16 protein-coding genes are annotated in these 16,345 nt (G+C 50.8%); 3 read left to right on the forward strand and 13 right to left on the reverse strand.

The genetic code is table 11. From position 1 onward, the window contains the following. Positions 1-82: 82 nt before the first annotated feature. Complete coding sequence (locus C772_RS09700) at positions 83-1,036, reverse strand: alpha/beta hydrolase family protein (RefSeq protein ID WP_008299593.1); 954 nt, start codon at positions 1,034-1,036, stop codon at positions 83-85. Between the two features lie 166 nt (positions 1,037-1,202). Between C772_RS09700 and C772_RS09705 the strand changes: the two genes are divergently transcribed. Next, positions 1,203-2,207 (forward strand): LLM class flavin-dependent oxidoreductase, encoded by a 1,005-nt coding sequence (locus tag C772_RS09705; RefSeq protein WP_008299595.1) that lies wholly within the window; start codon positions 1,203-1,205, stop codon positions 2,205-2,207. Positions 2,208-2,544: 337 nt separating this feature from the next. On the opposite strand, the gene C772_RS09710 is transcribed toward C772_RS09705, so the two are convergent. Continuing rightward, positions 2,545-3,363: a serine/threonine protein kinase gene (locus tag C772_RS09710; RefSeq protein ID WP_008299597.1), complete on the reverse strand. Its 819-nt coding sequence runs from the start codon at positions 3,361-3,363 to the stop codon at positions 2,545-2,547. Positions 3,364-3,566: 203 nt separating this feature from the next. Here C772_RS09710 and C772_RS09715 point away from each other — a divergent pair, with 203 nt between their 5' ends. Further along, the gene (locus C772_RS09715) at positions 3,567-4,697 is read left to right on the forward strand and encodes a trans-sulfuration enzyme family protein (protein ID WP_008299599.1); all 1,131 of its coding nucleotides are present in this window, start codon (positions 3,567-3,569) and stop codon (positions 4,695-4,697) included. A gap of 175 nt (positions 4,698-4,872) precedes the next feature. On the opposite strand, the gene C772_RS09720 is transcribed toward C772_RS09715, so the two are convergent. The 4 genes from C772_RS09720 to C772_RS16965 are packed head-to-tail and all read right to left on the reverse strand — an operon-like array spanning position 4,873 to position 7,170. After that, positions 4,873-5,766 (reverse strand): PhzF family phenazine biosynthesis protein, encoded by an 894-nt coding sequence (locus tag C772_RS09720; protein ID WP_035002014.1) that lies wholly within the window; start codon positions 5,764-5,766, stop codon positions 4,873-4,875. A gap of 32 nt (positions 5,767-5,798) precedes the next feature. Then, the gene (locus C772_RS09725) at positions 5,799-6,557 is read right to left on the reverse strand and encodes an arylamine N-acetyltransferase family protein (RefSeq protein WP_008299603.1); all 759 of its coding nucleotides are present in this window, start codon (positions 6,555-6,557) and stop codon (positions 5,799-5,801) included. 45 nt (positions 6,558-6,602) lie between these two features. Next, positions 6,603-7,016 (reverse strand): NADPH-dependent FMN reductase, encoded by a 414-nt coding sequence (locus tag C772_RS09730; RefSeq protein ID WP_326977098.1) that lies wholly within the window; start codon positions 7,014-7,016, stop codon positions 6,603-6,605. Position 7,017: 1 nt separating this feature from the next. Then, positions 7,018-7,170: a hypothetical protein gene (locus tag C772_RS16965; protein WP_008299606.1), complete on the reverse strand. Its 153-nt coding sequence runs from the start codon at positions 7,168-7,170 to the stop codon at positions 7,018-7,020. A 135-nt stretch (positions 7,171-7,305) separates the two neighbouring features. Between C772_RS16965 and C772_RS09735 the strand changes: the two genes are divergently transcribed. Further along, positions 7,306-7,728, forward strand: a complete 423-nt coding sequence (locus tag C772_RS09735) for a VOC family protein (RefSeq protein ID WP_008299608.1) — start codon at positions 7,306-7,308, stop codon at positions 7,726-7,728. 48 nt (positions 7,729-7,776) lie between these two features. Here C772_RS09735 and C772_RS09740 read toward each other — a convergent pair whose 3' ends face one another. The 7 genes from C772_RS09740 to dapF all read right to left on the reverse strand — a co-directional run bounded on the left by C772_RS09740 (position 7,777) and on the right by dapF (position 16,339). Next, positions 7,777-8,961 carry a macrolide family glycosyltransferase gene (locus C772_RS09740; RefSeq protein WP_008299610.1) on the reverse strand — a complete coding sequence of 395 codons (1,185 nt, stop codon included), beginning with the start codon at positions 8,959-8,961 and terminating at the stop codon, positions 7,777-7,779. 1 nt (position 8,962) lies between these two features. Beyond that, positions 8,963-9,397 (reverse strand): helix-turn-helix domain-containing protein, encoded by a 435-nt coding sequence (locus C772_RS09745; RefSeq protein ID WP_008299611.1) that lies wholly within the window; start codon positions 9,395-9,397, stop codon positions 8,963-8,965. 325 nt (positions 9,398-9,722) lie between these two features. After that, the gene (locus C772_RS09750) at positions 9,723-10,793 is read right to left on the reverse strand and encodes a carbamoyl phosphate synthase small subunit (RefSeq protein ID WP_008299612.1); all 1,071 of its coding nucleotides are present in this window, start codon (positions 10,791-10,793) and stop codon (positions 9,723-9,725) included. A gap of 74 nt (positions 10,794-10,867) precedes the next feature. After that, the gene (locus tag C772_RS09755; RefSeq protein WP_008299613.1) at positions 10,868-12,172 is read right to left on the reverse strand and encodes an ammonium transporter; all 1,305 of its coding nucleotides are present in this window, start codon (positions 12,170-12,172) and stop codon (positions 10,868-10,870) included. Between the two features lie 54 nt (positions 12,173-12,226). Continuing rightward, positions 12,227-14,074 carry an asparagine synthase (glutamine-hydrolyzing) gene (gene asnB, locus C772_RS09760; RefSeq protein WP_008299614.1) on the reverse strand — a complete coding sequence of 616 codons (1,848 nt, stop codon included), beginning with the start codon at positions 14,072-14,074 and terminating at the stop codon, positions 12,227-12,229. A 43-nt stretch (positions 14,075-14,117) separates the two neighbouring features. Then, entirely contained in the window at positions 14,118-15,443 is a 1,326-nt protein-coding gene (gene glnA / locus C772_RS09765; protein WP_008299615.1) for a type I glutamate--ammonia ligase, read from the reverse strand. A 32-nt stretch (positions 15,444-15,475) separates the two neighbouring features. Further along, positions 15,476-16,339, reverse strand: a complete 864-nt coding sequence (dapF, locus tag C772_RS09770; RefSeq protein WP_008299616.1) for a diaminopimelate epimerase — start codon at positions 16,337-16,339, stop codon at positions 15,476-15,478. Positions 16,340-16,345 lie beyond the last annotated feature (6 nt).

The following is a 16,345-nucleotide window of genomic DNA, read 5'->3' on the forward strand; positions in this document are numbered from 1 at the left end:
ACTCAACCCCTCCCGATTGTTGTTCCCATTTTACCATTTACATGAAAGAACAGCGGTCCGGAATGGTTCCGGCCCGCTGTCTTTACCCCGGTTGCACCGATCGTTTCTTTGCCAGCCAATCCCCAATGATGGCAGTCAGCCCCGGGGACAGCGGACTATCGGCAATGGACTTATATTCCTTCAGGAGCCCCAGCATCGTATGCTCGCCTTCATACTCTTTCAGCAGATGATTCATGTCAGGAATGATGTGCCATTCAGACTCGCCAGGAACCGTTTCCGCGATGAGCCGGGCATGTTCAGGCGGTACCTGGAGGTCCTTGCTGCCGGTCACTGCAAGGACGGGACAATCCGCACGCGTAAGGTATTCCACGACATTGTAGTCCAATGTCTCCCGTAGCCATTTTGCGTTCAACCTGATTCCCTTCACTCTCATAACCGGCTTGTCGGAGTTCGCCACTTTGCTGAAGATCTGTTCGTTTTGCTTCCTTGCACGGTCTGTCACCTTGAATGTCCTGAAAATCCAGCCTTTCAGTCCTTCCGTCTCATTCATCTCCTCATAAGCCATCTCATTCTGTCTCGGCATGAGGTCTGCGGACGGCTCTGCTGCCCCGGCCAGAAGAATCATTCCGTCCACCGGCTCCAGGTTATGGACAGCCGGCGCAATCATGGCACCCTCGCTATGACCCAGAATGAGGATCCGTTCCGGGTCAGCATTTGGATGCCGCTTCAGGAAGCGCACCCCCTCGACGGCATCATCAATCAGGTCGGAAAGGCCGGCTTCATTGAATGAACCCTTGCTTTTGTAAGTGCCGCGTTTGTCATAGCGGAGCGTCATGTACCCTTGTGTTGCCAGGAATTCCGCCAGCTCTTTATAGACATTCATCTGCAGGTTCTTGAGGTTGCCGTCACGATCCCCCTTGCCGGAACCGGCGATGATGAGCACAGCCGGATAAGTGTCCTGTTTTTCTTCCGGCATGGTCAATGTTCCGCTCAGCGGAAAAGCCGATTCAATCGTCACCAGCGCTTCCTTGTACATATTCCGACCCCTCCTGATATTTCCTGATTTCCATCATTCATTTCGATATTTATGCTTCTGTTCCCTTTTCCTCAAGCCTTATTATTTGAAACTGTCATCCGGTCCAGTGGCCGTACCCTGTGGTAAAGTGAAATCGAAGTGATTGAGAAAAAAGGAGAAATGACGATTGGTCACCTACAACATCCTTGACTATTCCCCCATCGATGAAGGATCGGATGCGCGCCATGCACTTCTCCATACAACAGAGCTGGCCAAAGGGGCGGAAAAGATGGGCTACAAACGATTCTGGGTGTCCGAGCATCATCATGTGCGCTCCATTGCCGGCAGCAGTCCTGAAATGCTGATGATGCATCTTGCCGATTCAACAGAACACATCCGGATCGGCTCCGGCGGTGTCATGCTTCCCCACTACAGCCCATATAAAGTCGCCGAGAATTTCCGTGTCCTGGAAGCATTGCACCCGAACCGGATCGACCTTGGAATCGGCCGATCACCCAGCTACCGGCTCGTCAACCGGGCCATGAATGAATCAAAAGGAAAACGCTTATCTTATGAGCAGCAGATTGAGGATATTCGCCATTTTCTTTCGGAACCGAAAGCCAATCACCGCTTTAAGGACCTTACTGCCATGCCGGTCATCGAAACCGTTCCGGAGATGTGGCTTCTCGGAACCGGCCAGGGCAGTGCAGCAATCGCTGCCGGTCAGGGCATGGCATATGCTTTTGCGCACCTCGGAAAGCCTGAGGGCGGACTTGAAGCGGTAAGTCACTACAGGAATCATTTCAACCCCTCTCCCCTTCTCAGCAGTCCAAAGGTCATGATTTCCGTTTTCGCGGTCGTAGCAGAGACCGCAGAAAAGGCGGAGTCACTGGCCAAGGCATTTGATCTTTGGCTGCTGTCTGTGGAGTCCTCCAGTCCCCCGCCTTATTATCCGGCTGTGGAAACAGCATTGGCGCGAGGATTTAGTGCACTGGAGAGGGAAAAGATCCGGCACAACAGGAAACGCATGTTTATCGGAACACCCGTACATGTAGCAGAAGAGATCAAAAAAACTGCCAGTACTTATCATGCGGATGAAGTGACGATCGTCCCCAATGTCTATGGTGCTGAAAACCGCATGAAGGGAATCGCACTGCTGGCGGAAGCACTGGACATCAGAAAAGCAGAATGACCGAAAAACCTTCCGGGAGAGGCGGATTGCCACTCCCGGAAGGTTTGTTCGAATGCTAAATTCCTTTCTTTCCGCGTAGTTATAGATCAAGATGGGAAAACTATGACGAAAAGCCATGACACCACATCATTTTCCCATCATGTTATACTGAACACCATTTCAAACAGGAAAAGAGGCCTGACATGCTAAAAAAAATCATGAAACAGCTGAAAAACCTGTCACGCGGAAGCAGCTCCCGCAGACATCATGATCGTCGCGGGAGCTCAAGCAGCCGGAGATACAACCGTTCCCCGCTAAACGGAAGCAAATACTACAAAAGGCGCGGACGGAGCAGCAGCTAACTTATGGTCCTGATACTCGAAACTGCATCTTGCAGATCAGCGGCGATTTCACTGATTTTTCCGTAAGGCTCCATGATGCCCAGCAGCCGTTTCAGCAGATGGACGGTTTGATTATTTAAACTCAGCTCTTCTGTCCAGGGAAGAGCTTTTTTGTTTTTCGGTGTGTAAGTGGTGTAGAGCAGATAAAGCAGAATCTCCCCCAGATCGTAGTAATCCTGAAGCCTGAGCTGTTCGATGCTGTTATGTTTTCCGCATTGGCCGGCCGGCTTTACAGCCTCGTTTTCACAGACTGAAAGCCCAAAATCGATCAGATAAAGATCGCCATGGCTGATTAAAATGTTCGGGATCCGCAGGTCCTGATGATAGATCCCCTTCCCATGAAGATATTCGACGATTTTAAGAAGACGGTATAGAATCTGCAAGGACGCTTCCTCATCGAACGATTGTTGCCCGGAAAAAATCTGCTCTTCCAGGTTATCTGCTTCAATAAACGTCATCGCATAATAAAGGTGCTGGTCATCATCCGAAAAATCGTCGATGAACACCGGCAGATTCGGATGATCCAGCTTTTTCATGATCGCCATTTCCTTCCTGAACATGGCAATTTCTTTTTTGCTGTACCGCCTGCTCGGCCGCAGCTGCTTTACAACCGTCTTTTCTTTGGTTCGCAGATCCGTACAAAGATAAATAATGCCGTAACTGCCCGCTCCGATCACATCAGACACTTGATATCGCTCTTGCAGCACTGTATCTTCCCGGATCGGCCAGTCCACAAAAAACTGGCGGATTTTCCGTGTGACGCGCAGAATGTCCATATTGGTTGTTTAAACCCCTTCTTTAACTTCTTAAAGGTGAATGTATCATCCACGGCTTCCCATGACCATAACGGTGCTCTGACAGAAGGCATCAATTATTATAAAGTCGGACTTGCATGAAATTCGTGTAAAATGGTGTTGGGAAGGTAGTTGGGCCAACACAGAAAACCTTCATACATAACCATGGAAAGCGGGGCATTTATATGCGTTTAGAAACAAAGGCCATCCACGCCGGACGTTCGATTGATCCATCAACAAGTGCGGTCACCATGCCGATCCATCTCTCTTCAACATACGAACGGGCGGGAGACGGATCTTATCCGAATGAATATATCTACAGCCGGATTAATAACCCGAATCGCAGGGCTTTGGAAGACTGCCTCACATCGCTCGAAGAGGGATTCGATACTGTCACGTTCGGATCCGGAATGGCGGCGATTTCTTCCCTGATTGAGTCACTGCCTGCCGATAAACCACGACGCGTGGTGATGCCCGATGATATGTACCATGGCATCCGTTCCCTCCTTACAGATACGGATATCGGAACCAACTACGATGCCGTGTTTGTAGACATGACCGATCTCACCAAAGTGGAGGAAGCCATCAATGCGGCACCAACCGGGCTCGTCTGGATGGAGTCCCCTTCCAATCCACAGCTGAAAGTGACTGATATCCAGGCAGTGGCAAAGCTGGCCAGCGATGCCGGTGCATATTCTGTTGTCGATAATACATGGGCAACCCCGGTTCTTCAGAAACCTCTCAGCCTCGGTGCGGATTTTTCATTACACTCAGTGACCAAGTATATCGGCGGGCACAGCGATCTGCTCCTCGGGGCTGTCATCGCAAAAACAGATAGCCCGATGCTTGCCAGATTAAAGGCTGCCCAACAGGCAAAAGGGGCCGTTCCTTCCCCATTCGACTGCTGGCTTGCCCTGCGTGGCGTTCAAACACTTCCCCTGCGCATGGCGACCCACTGTTCAAACGCTTCGGCAATTGCAGATTTCCTGAAACAGCACCCGAATGTGGAAGCCGTCCATTATCCCGGACTTCCTGAACATCCCGGACACCAGGTTGCGGCAAAGCAGATGAGCTCCTTTGGCGGTATGCTGTCCTTCCAGGTAAAAGGCGGACAGGAAGCGGCCATGGCGGTCACTGCAAAAGCGAAACTGTTTATACGGGCCACAAGCCTTGGCGGAACTCACAGCCTGATCGAGCACAGGGCTTCGCTTGAAGGCGTCCATGCGGTTGCTCCTGATAATCTGTTGCGTGTTTCGGTCGGAATCGAGCACGTAGAAGACCTTAAGGAAGATCTGTTGCAGGCACTGGAAGGATAACTGCCCCAAAAACCCGGATTACAAACGAATCATAGTGCAAAACGGCACGGACTCTGATCGCTTACCGCGGACCGGCACCGAGCTCCGCCTGAAGCGGATCTCGACAGCCCGGCTTTTCTCGCAGGTATCTCGCAACGTCCGTGCCGTTTCTTATGGTTTTCGCTTATTAGGCAGCCTAGAATAAGATACTTAACTCTTTCACATACACTGCTTTTCCGGTGATCTGAACATCAAGGTTCTCTTTATGTTTCGATACTTGTACAGCAACACGTCCGTCTTTTCCGATTTCCTGTCCCTGTTCTACCACTAGATCCAAACGGCCGGTGAATCCCGTTTGGATGAACTTGGCGTAGTAAGCTCCCATAACTGCTGAGGCTGTGCCTGTGACGGCATCTTCCACTGTTCCGGCATAAGGCGAGCTGAAATGCCGGCCATGCATGTCTGCAGCCGGATCGTGTGTTTCCAGGCAGAACGGATGAATGGAGGCTCGCGGCAATTCCTGCAGGACATCAGGGAACCGCTGATTATCCGGCTTCATTTCCTGAAATGCCGAAAGATGTTTGACCGGAACGAGAAGTGTCCAGCTTCCTGTACTTCCATATAGGATCGGGAAAGTCGGATGAAGATCGGATTCCTTTAGTCCGATCGAATGCATCAGCTCTCTTTTTGATCCTTCGTATTCAATGAACTTCGGAACTGCCTGTTTCATCGCAATAGACCACTCATCGTCTTGGTTCCTGGTCACTTTTATAGGCAGAATGCCTGCCTTCGTCTCAATCGTCAGCAGCTCATTGCCGTCCAGCTTGCCTCTGCCGGCAAGTGCATAGACCATCGCCATGGTCGCATGGCCGCAAAGATCCGTTTCATAACCTGGTGTAAAATAACGGATCTTCAAGTCAGCCAGATCCGAATCCAGTAAAAACGCTGTCTCATTGTATCCTGCTTTTGCAGTGATCTCCTGCATATCTGAATCTGAGAGACCCTTACTATTCAACACAACTCCAGCGGGGTTCCCCTTGCCTGGCTCAGTGCTGAAAGCATCATATTGATAAACCTTAACTGTCTTCAATTTCTATCCCCTGCCCCAATAGATGGTTTCGATTAATGATTCAGGTCCAGTTCAATTCCAAAATACTGTTTCAGTACGCATGCCATATTCTTGTCGTCGATCACCGTTTTTTGCTTTTCACCACTTCGTGTTGTGGTAAAGGTGTTCCCCGACAGTGTCATCCTGCCGTCTTTTGTCGCCAACGAGACAAGTGGCCGTCTTGTAAACGGGGAACGGGGGGAAGACTGGTTGAACTGGCAGACCTCCTCAAAATCATTGAGTGTTCTGAGGGCCGTATCGAGGCGATAGCGCGTTTTCCAGCCTTCTTGCTTCATATATTGTTGAAGTTCGAATTTACCATCCCCTGAATTTGCCATCCGGTAAGTTCCGCTGACATCTTCCCTCTCCTCCCCTGATAACGGGAGCGGGACCCTGACTGAATCACCGAAGCCGACATCGACAAGGTAAGGCTGCTCCATTTCAACGATCAGGCAGGCATGACTTCCCGTCAGAGTCCAGCCGCCATCCGGCCGTTTGACTGTAGCGGATGCCAAACGGCTATTGAAGCCTAAACTCCGGAGCAGCCAGTTAAATAATCCGTTCAGCTCATAGCAAAAACCGCCCCGATGCTTCAACACCACTTTCCTGAAATAAGTTTCCGCATCAAGCGGAATCCAGACTTTTTGTATCACATCCAGATTTTCAAATGGGATATGAAGCATATGATGTTCCTGAAGTTGAAGGAGCGTGTCCATATTCACTTGGATCGGGCCACTCCAATTCAAGCGTTGCAGGTACCGATCTATTTCCAATCCAATCCCTCCCTTAGATTAGGAGTATCAGTTACATGGGGAGGATTAGCCCCTGTTCATGATACCGTACTGCAATTGGATCATCTCTTCGGCCAGTTTCCGAATTCTCTCCAGAATCCGTTGATCCATCAGTTCATCCGTCTCGATATCAAAAGCCTCATTCAGGATAAAGACGTTGTCTGTGGGAATCAGTCCTTTCAGATAGGAAAGGATGGAACCGAGATGATATTCGAGTACGAGGAAATGTTTTTCCGTCTGTCCGGTTGCCACCATTCCGGTCACCTTATTTCTGAATGCATGTTCCGGCATATGATCGAATATATTTTTCAAGGCCCCTGTAAGGGATGCCTGATAGATGGGGGTCCCGAAAACAAGAAAATCAGCGGACTGGATTTTTTTAACGGCATTCCAGGTGTCTTCATTATAAGCTGCCAGCGGAAGACCGGCGGCGAACTCAATTTCATATTCCCCTCAGATCAATCAATTCCGTTTCGATACGGGAATCCAATTGTCGGGCAGCGGCCAGAACGCTGCCTACAGCAGCGGATGTTTTTTCACCGGCAAGCGCGCCGGAAACACCGACTAGTTTCATAGATAAATCTTCTCCTTCCATAGTGGACGTGCTCCATGATGATAGTAAGGATACTCGTTCAAGCTTGAACAGCCATTTTATCAGAATATTAACTCGATATGCTGGATCTGAGGAATAATGAAATCCGTTGCTATCACACAAGGGGAGCTGGACAATATGAATTTTATCCCTTATTTACAGCTGAATGGAACCGCCAGAGAAGCCATCAGATTCTATGAAAAGGTATTCGGTGCAGAAAACCTGGGAGTCCTTACGTTTGGTGATATGCCTGCTTCTCCGGAGTCTCCTTTCCCTGAAGACGCAAAAGATCTGGTTGCACATGGCGCGATCAGGGTCGGCGGGTCAATGATCATGTTATCAGATACATTCCCGGGCCAGCCGGCTCAAGAGGGAAACAAGGTGATCATTTGTATTACGTTTGACGATGCTGACAAAGCCCATCAGGTATTTGAAGCGCTGCAGGATGGCGGACAGGTTGAAATGCCAATATCGGACACAGGTTTTAGCCCTGCCTTCGGTGTCATTAAAGATAAATTCGGTGTAACGTTTCAGTTTTATACGGAAGGAGTCCAAGGTTAGGCATTGCATCATGAAAAATCGGCTTTGTCAGACGACAAAGCCGATTTTTCATGGCTCCTCCCGTTTGATTCTCGACAATATTGCATCAGCTGCCGCTGCGGCACCGCCTGCATTCCTGAACTGCCCGGAAAGCGTGGCGGTATTTCTTCGATACTGTGGTTCCTCCAAGACCTGCCGGACAGCCTCCCTGATCGTCTGCGGCCGGTCGTTTTTAAGGATGATCCCTGCTCCCAGATCGGCAACGCGCTGTGCGGCCAATTTCTGTTCACTGTGCATCGGATACAGGACCATCGGGACTCCCTGGTACAGACTTTCACTGACACTGTTCATCCCGCTGTGAGTAATGAAGAGGTCTGCCTGTCCAAGAACCGCTATCTGATCGACTGTTTTCTTTATAGTAAAATTGTCCGGAAGCTTTCCAAATTGCCCGATGTCGGTTTTCTCTCCGACCGACATGACCACTTCGAATCCACTGCCTGCCAAAGCACTGATGCAATTCTTATGGAAATGGGCGTTGTTCAGCACTGTTCCAAGCGAGACATACACCAAAATTCCGGTTTTGTCTTTCTTCGCTGTTTTTGGGCCAATGCTCGGCATTGACGGGCCAACAAACGCGAACCGGCCGGAAAATGTCTCGGCAAGCGGCTGGAATTCCCTTGTAGTGAACACGATCGTCTCCGTCTCATTGTCATTCCCGATTAGAGATGTAAAGCTGTCCACTTCATAACCGGCTTGCTGCAGTTCGTTGATTTTCCTGCGAATCCGCCCCATCCCGGTGATCATTTTAAGTGCTTCCTTGAATCCCGGCTTCATCAGCTTGGCCGTATGCTGATTAAACGCGAATGTGGTCGTCGAGCTGATAAAAGGAATGTCCAGCTTTTGGGCATACAGCTTTCCCCATACACTCATCGAATCTGATACGATGCAGTCGGGCCTGATGGTTGAGAGTTCCTTAAGCACTTTCTCCTGCATGGCGAGCGTTGTCTCCATCGTCATTTCAATCAGTGCAGAAAAGTCTTTGCCTGCTTTTTTGCTAATTTCTTCATTTGTCGCCTGGGGGAGATATTGATCACACTCGATGTACCTGGCACCGGCTGCTATAATTTTCTCCCGGAACTCCCTGAATGAGTAATACCAGACCTCATGTCCCCTCTCCGTAAGCTCCCTTACTACCGGCAGGGTCGGATTCGTATGGCCGTGTGCCGGCAATGAGAAGAAAACGATTCTGCTCATCTCATTCCCCTCCTTCCGGTTCGGCATTCCGGATCATTTCCGCAAAGTCGAGCAATGTATCACGCTTCAGCAGAGCAATTCCCATGGAGCTGTCGTCACCTAAAACCACCAACTGGTCCCCTTCACGGATTCCGAACCTCTCCAGCGCCTTTTTAGGAACATTGACCTGTCCGTCTTGACCAACCTTGGCCACACCAAAAAAGTGCTTCCCTCGAGGCGCCATCCGGTTCGCTTCCGCTTCGGTCAGATCTCCCGACAGTTGCTCAAGCGAAACCTGAAAATGATCCGCAAGCACCCGGCATCTGTACAGGTCCGGAAGCGACTCCCCCGACTCCCATTTAGCAATTGTCTGCCTGGATACCCCCAGCCGCTCCGCCAAAAATTCCTGGCTCTGCTTGTTCCGCTTCCTCAACACACGAATATTAGTGCCGATCATCCCGCTCATCTCCTTTGGTTCCACTTTACCCCAAAGAAATGTTAATGACTACCAACCAAATCACGCAGTTATTGTTAATATTCGTGGCAATAAAACAGCAAGATACGTATCCAGCTGTTATTGGTAATTAGATAATTAAAGAATCTCTTCAATTTTCTGATAACCCGCTTGGATACGTCTGCGAATTCAACAGAGGCATCATCAGACATTTGACCCTTGAGCAACGCGAAATCACCAATCAGAAAAATGCAGTCACGCCGTTCCCTCTTCAAAACGAAAGATCAGGCATCCCTGCGTGAACGCAGAATGCCTGATCTTTGTCATCTTATTGATGTTCCGACAGCTGTCTTTCCTTGAGCCGGCCGACAAATTGTTCAAATATAAACACCGTATCCAGAGGACCGGGATGCCCTTCCGGATGGAATTGGATGGACTGAACCGGTTTTTGCCTATGCTGCAGGCCTTCCACGCTGCCGTCGTTCAGATTTCGGAACGACACTTCAAACAAATCATTGTCGATCGTCTCTTCTTGCACGACGTACCCGTGATTCTGTGAGGTGATGTAGGCTTTACCTGTTTTCAGATCCTTTACAGGATGATTCCCCCCGCGATGGCCGAAGAGTAGCTTTGTTGTTTTCGCGCCGTAGGCCATTGCAATCAGCTGATGGCCTAGACAGATTCCGAGGGTCGGATACGTATCTGTGAGTTCCCGGATCTTCTCCAGTTGATCGGCTGCATGTTCCGGATTCCCCGGTCCGTTGCTGATGACGACCCCATCAGGATTCAGACTTCGAATGTTTTGTATCGAATGATGGTATGGAACAACGGTTACTTTGCACCGTTGTTCAAGAAGATAATCCAGTATGGACTTTTTATAGCCAAAATCCAGAAGTACCACATGCGGTCCTCTATTCCCGTAGGTGATCACCTTTTTCGTAGTCACCCGATCATACATAGCGCCATCCTCACCGGCCTGAACCGCGGCGTCTTTCCGTTCAGAGATGATCCCCCGGACCGTTCCTTTTTTCCGTATGATTCTGACCAGCCTTCGGGTATCGACCCCTGTCAGATATGGCAGTCCATTTTCATCCATTCTTCCCTGCACTGATCCTGTCGCGCGGTGATGATGCCTGTCCGGCGATAGCTCGCCCGTTACTATGCCCCTCAGATGAAGTGCCGCACTTTCATCATCTTCGACGCTGACTCCATAATTTCCGATCAGCGGATAAGTGAAGACAATGATTTGCCCGGCATATGAGGGATCCGTAATGATTTCCTGATAACCGCTCATGCTGGTGTTAAATACGACTTCCCCCCCTGTTTCTACTGAAATCTCCCCGGACAAAACGCCTTCAAACACTTCTCCCGTTTCAAGAATCAAGTATCCCTGCTTCATCGATTTCCCCCTATGTTCATGTTCAGTATGCAACCCACCGGAAGGTCCGGCGGGTTGTGGTCTTTTTCGTTAGATCATGACTCTTTCAGAAGCTGGGCATTCAGCAGCTGTCGCGGAAGGACAGAGGTCGTATCATCCGAGTTGAATGCTTCGGGATAACCGTAGCTTCCATGTTCACTGATATCAAGACCGGCCAGTTCCTGTTCTTCTGTGACACGGAGGCCCCTCATGACGGCTTTCATGCCTAGCAGCAAGAGGAAGGATACTGCGAATGCGTAACCCGCGGATACCGTAATGCCCATCGCCTGCACTCCCAGCTGTTCCAGACCGCCTCCGTACAGAACGCCTGCCCGGCCGACAACAGCAAGCTCGGATGTGGCGAAGATACCCGTCGACAAGGTTCCCCATATCCCGGCGATTCCATGGACGGAAAGAGCGAAAATCGGGTCATCAATTCTCCGTTTTTCAAAGAAACGGACACTGTAGAAAACCATAATTCCTGCAACAGCCCCGATGATGACGGATGCCCATGTTTCAACAAATGCACAGGATGCCGTAATGGCAACCAGGCCGGCAAGTGTACCATTCAGCATCGTCGGGATATCTGATTTCCCCAGAGCCACCCATGAAATCAGCAATGCACTGACCGCACCGGCTGCCGCAGCCATCGCGGTATTCAGGGCGACGAATGCGAAGAAACCGTCTTCGACCCCCAAGGTGCTCCCCGCATTGAATCCGAACCAGCCGATAAAAAGAATCAGAACTCCCAAAGCTGTGTACACCTGGTTGTGCCCGCTGAGATTGTTGGCCGTGCCATCACTATTGTATTTTCCGATCCGCGGTTTCAGGAGAATGGTGGCCGCCAGGGCTGCCATTGCGCCTGTCAGGTGAACAACCGTCGATCCGGCAAAGTCCTGTTTGCCGTGTTCCGCAAGCCAGCCCCCGCCCCAGATCCAGTGGGCGATGACCGGATAGACCAGCACGGAGAACAGGACTGCAAAGACGAGGTAGACAGACAGCTTTGCCCGTTCCGCAAATCCTCCAAATGCGATGGTCAATGCAATGCCGGCAAACGCCAGCTGGAAGACAAAGAACGCAACGGTTGAATACGGACTCCCCGCGATTTCCTCCCCCGGGTAAAAGAAATCACTCATCCCGATAAAGAAATTACCGTTTTCCCCGAAGATAAATCCATATCCTACTGCCCAAAAAACGAGTGCAGCGATTCCGAATGAAAAGATCGTTTTGCCGGCGATGTGTCCCGCATTTTTCATACGGGTGGAGCCTGCTTCAAGCAGGATGAACCCTCCCTGCATGAAGATCACCAAAATGGCACCCAGCATGATCCAGACACTGTTCAGATAAAACAAGTCCGCCATGTCCATTCCTCCCGTATTCAATTTATATTGCGATGGGGGTCATCCCCCCATCGTTCAGCTGTCTACAATGTCAATGCCGTATTGATCAAACCATGTGTGGATCTGAGAAAGGTGGGCAATCAGCTGCGGCGCAGTCATCAGCTGGCCAAACCAGGGAGCCCTGAAGGAAGCACCGTCGGAGGCGAGAATTTCATCAACCTTCTTTTTTGAAATGATTTCCCATAGCGGCGAAGGCTTCCCGAGAAGATCCTGCAGTTTTTCTTTTACAAGCCTCATGTATACAGGATGATGGGTTTTCGGATACGGACTCTTTTTCCGGTAGAGGATGTCTGTTGGAAGGATCCCTTCCATCGCTTTTCTCAGAAGTCCCTTTTCACGGCCATCGAGTATTTTCATATCCCATGGAATATTCCAGGCATATTCGACGATCCGGTGATCGGCAAACGGAACACGGACTTCCAGCCCCGCCCCCATGCTCATCCGGTCTTTCCGCTCCAGCAACGTAGGCATGAACCAGGCCATGTTCAGGTAAAACATCTCTCTCCGCCAGGCTTCTGTCGAATCCTCTCCATCCAATACGGGCACCTCAGCGATTGTCCGATCATAGCGGTCCTCAATATATTCCTTCAGTGATAACTTTTTCCGCCAATCTCCCCGCAGCAACCCTTCTCTTTCTTCCTGCGATGTCATCCACGGAAACCGGCTATCCTGTAGGAGGTCAGACCTGTGGAACCAAGGGTACCCCCCGAATATCTCATCTGCGCATTCCCCCGAAAGAGCAACGACATGGTCCTGCCGGATCTGTTCACAAAACCACAGGAGCGATGCATCCACATCAGCCATCCCGGGAAGATCCCGGACCAGTACCGCCCGATCCAGACCGTTGACCAGTGTCTGTTGATCAATCACCTTTGAATGATGGTCTGTGCCGATAAAGTCCGACACCTTTTCGATCCACGGCGCATCCTGATCCGGCTGAAAAACACTTGATTTGAAATAGTGAAGATTCTGTTCATAGTCAATCGAATATGAGTTCAGCCTGCCTCTTCCTTCTTTTCGGAACTGTTCGGCTGCCACGGCTGAGATAATACTGGAGTCCAATCCCCCTGACAGAAATGTACACACCGGAACATCTGCGATGAGCTGACGCTTAATGGCATCTTTTACGAGGAACGAAACTCTTTCCAGCGTTTCTGCGAGATCATGGTCATGGTTCTTGCTTTCCACATTCCAGTATCGCCATTTCCGGATACCCTGTCTGTCAAAGGTCAGGGCATGCGCAGGCGGGAGTTCATCGATTCCGCGGAAAATTCCATTTCCCGGACTGCGTGACGGACCCAATCCGAACACTTCCCTTAATCCGTCACGGTCCACTTGCGCTTTGATTTGCGGATGCTTCAGAATGGCTTTGATTTCGGAAGCAAACATCAGAGAGTCGGCACCGGCCCGGTAGAATAACGGCTTAACGCCCAGCCGGTCTCTCGCCAGAAATATACGATCCAGCGTTTCGTCCCATATTCCGAAGGCGAAAATTCCGTTTAGCCGCTCCAGGCACTGCTCTCCCCATTCGATATAAGCAGTCAGCAGCACTTCGGTATCGGACCGGGAATGGAACGGATAGCCCTTGCTGATCAGTTCTTTTCTGAGCTCTTCCGTATTGTAAAGCTCACCGTTGTAGACAATCCGGTAAGTGCGTCCCTGTGATTCTTTGGTCATCGGCTGCGACCCGCCCGAAGGGTCGACGACTGTCAGACGTGTGTGGCCAAGGGCCATATGCTTTGAACACCATATGTTCAGTGCATCCGGCCCGCGTCTTGAAAGGGTGGCGGCCATTGACTGTATCACCGGCACTTGCTGTCTGAGATCCCGCTGCCAATCTGCCCAACCGGTAATTCCACACATTTTTGCTCACTCTTTCTAAGGTGTTTTCACAGGCTGCCGCGGCTCAATATTGAGTCAGATACTGTTCCCGCTCCCAAGGGTGGATCTGGGTGCGGAACATATCCCATTCAATTTCCTTGGACTCCACAAAGTGTTCAAACAAGTGGCTACCCAGGCCCTTGATGATGACTTCATCCTCCTTCAGCAGTTCCAGGGCGTGGGCCAGTGTGGACGGGAGATCGATGATTCCGTTGTCATTTCTCTCCTTTCTGGACATGTCATAGATGTTCTGGTCGATCGGTTCGGGAGCCTGTAATTCGTTCTTGACTCCGTCCAGTCCGGCAGAAAGAAGTACGGCCATCGCCAGATACGGATTTGCGGACGGATCTACGCTTCTGACTTCGACACGGGTGCTTAACCCCCGCGATGCCGGAATCCGGATGAGCGGGCTCCGGTTTCTTCCGGACCATGCGACATAGCAAGGCGCCTCGTAGCCGGGAACAAGCCGCTTATAGGAATTCACTGTCGGATTCGTGATGGCCGTGAAGCTTGGTGCATGTTTGAGGATTCCCGCCAAAAAGTGTCGGGCTGTATCGCTCATTTCCATCACGCCGTCCGGGTCATAGAACGCATTTTCTTCCCCTTTGAACAAACTCAGGTTACAGTGCATGCCGGAGCCGTTGATGCCGAACAATGGTTTTGGCATGAAGGTCGCCAGGAGGCCGTGCTTTCTGGCAATCGTTTTGACGACCAGTTTGAATGTCTGTATATCATCGCAGGCTTTCAGTGCGGACTGATACTTGAAGTCGATCTCATGCTGACCGGGGGCAACTTCATGGTGCGAAGCCTCCACCTCGAAGCCCATTTCTTCGAGTTCCAGTACGATATCGCGACGGCAGTTTTCCCCCAGATCTGTCGGTGCCAGGTCGAAATAGCCCCCGCTGTCATTGAGTTCAAGCGTCGGATTTCCGTTTACGTCCAGCTTGAACAGGAAGAACTCCGGCTCAGGACCGAGATTGAAGTGGGTGAAGCCCAGTTCTTCCATCTCTTTCAGCACCCGCTTCAGATTGGAACGCGGATCGCCTTCAAATGGTGTACCGTCCGGATGGGCGATATCACAGATCAGACGGGCTACTTTCCCTTTTTCGGACGTCCACGGGAAGATGACAAACGTGTCCAGGTCCGGGCACAGATACATATCGGATTCTTCGATCCGTACAAATCCTTCAATCGAGGAGCCGTCGAACATCATTTTGTTATCCAGTGCTTTCGGGAGCTGGCTGACCGGGATTTCTACATTTTTGATCGTCCCAAACAGGTCCGTGAACTGCAGGCGGATAAACCGCACATTCTCTTCCTTCACCAAATCCATCACTCGCTGTTTATCCATTTCCCCCAGCTCCTTTTCTTTTTCAATTTCGTTCAGGCAATGAGTTCCCCTGAGCAGATATAAGCGGCTTCTCCTCTTTTCCGCACATGCCCATCTACGTCCCACGTAATCTCCAGGTCACCCCCGGGCAAATGAACGGTGATGGGCTGATGCGGATCCGAAAAACCATTCAATGTAGCAGCGACGACTGCCGCGCAGGCACCAGTGCCGCATGCCATCGTGATGCCGGATCCCCTTTCCCAGACCCGGCACTCGATTTCCCGTGGACCTTTGACCTGCACCCATCCGACATTCACCCGTTCCGGGAACAGGCTGGAATATTCGATGAGCGGGCCCAGACGTTCAACTTCGACTGCCTGCACATCCCCGGTGAAAATAATCGCATGCGGATTTCCCATTGAAATACAGGTGATGCGCAGTAGTTGTTCGCCAAAAGTGTGCAGTTCATCGATTGTCCGGGCTTCCGGATCGCCCTGCATCGGGATCGCCCCCTTCTGCAGTCCCGGCTTCCCCATGTCCACTGTTACAAAGCTGACATGGTCGTCAACTGTCCGGCCTTCTTCAACTTCTGCGCTGACAATCCCGCCCAGAGTCTCTATCGTGAAATTCCGCCGGCCGGCGTATCCGTGATCGTAAACGTACTTTGCCACGCAACGCAGCCCATTGCCGCAGTTTTTCGCTTCCGAACCATCTTCGTTGAAGATCCTCATTTTGAAGTCCGCTTTTTCCGAGGAGCCGATCAGGATGATTCCGTCAGAACCGATTCCGAAATTGATCTGTGAGACTTTCCTGGACAGTGCCGGATACCGGTCTTCTTCCAGGACATTGCCCGGATCATCCAGTTGGTTGAAAATTACATAATTGTTTCCGAGACCATGCATCTTCGTGAACTTCAACTTCTC

The sequence above is a fragment of the Bhargavaea cecembensis DSE10 genome, assembly GCF_000348905.1.
GTDB lineage: Bacteria > Bacillota > Bacilli > Bacillales_A > Planococcaceae > Bhargavaea > Bhargavaea cecembensis.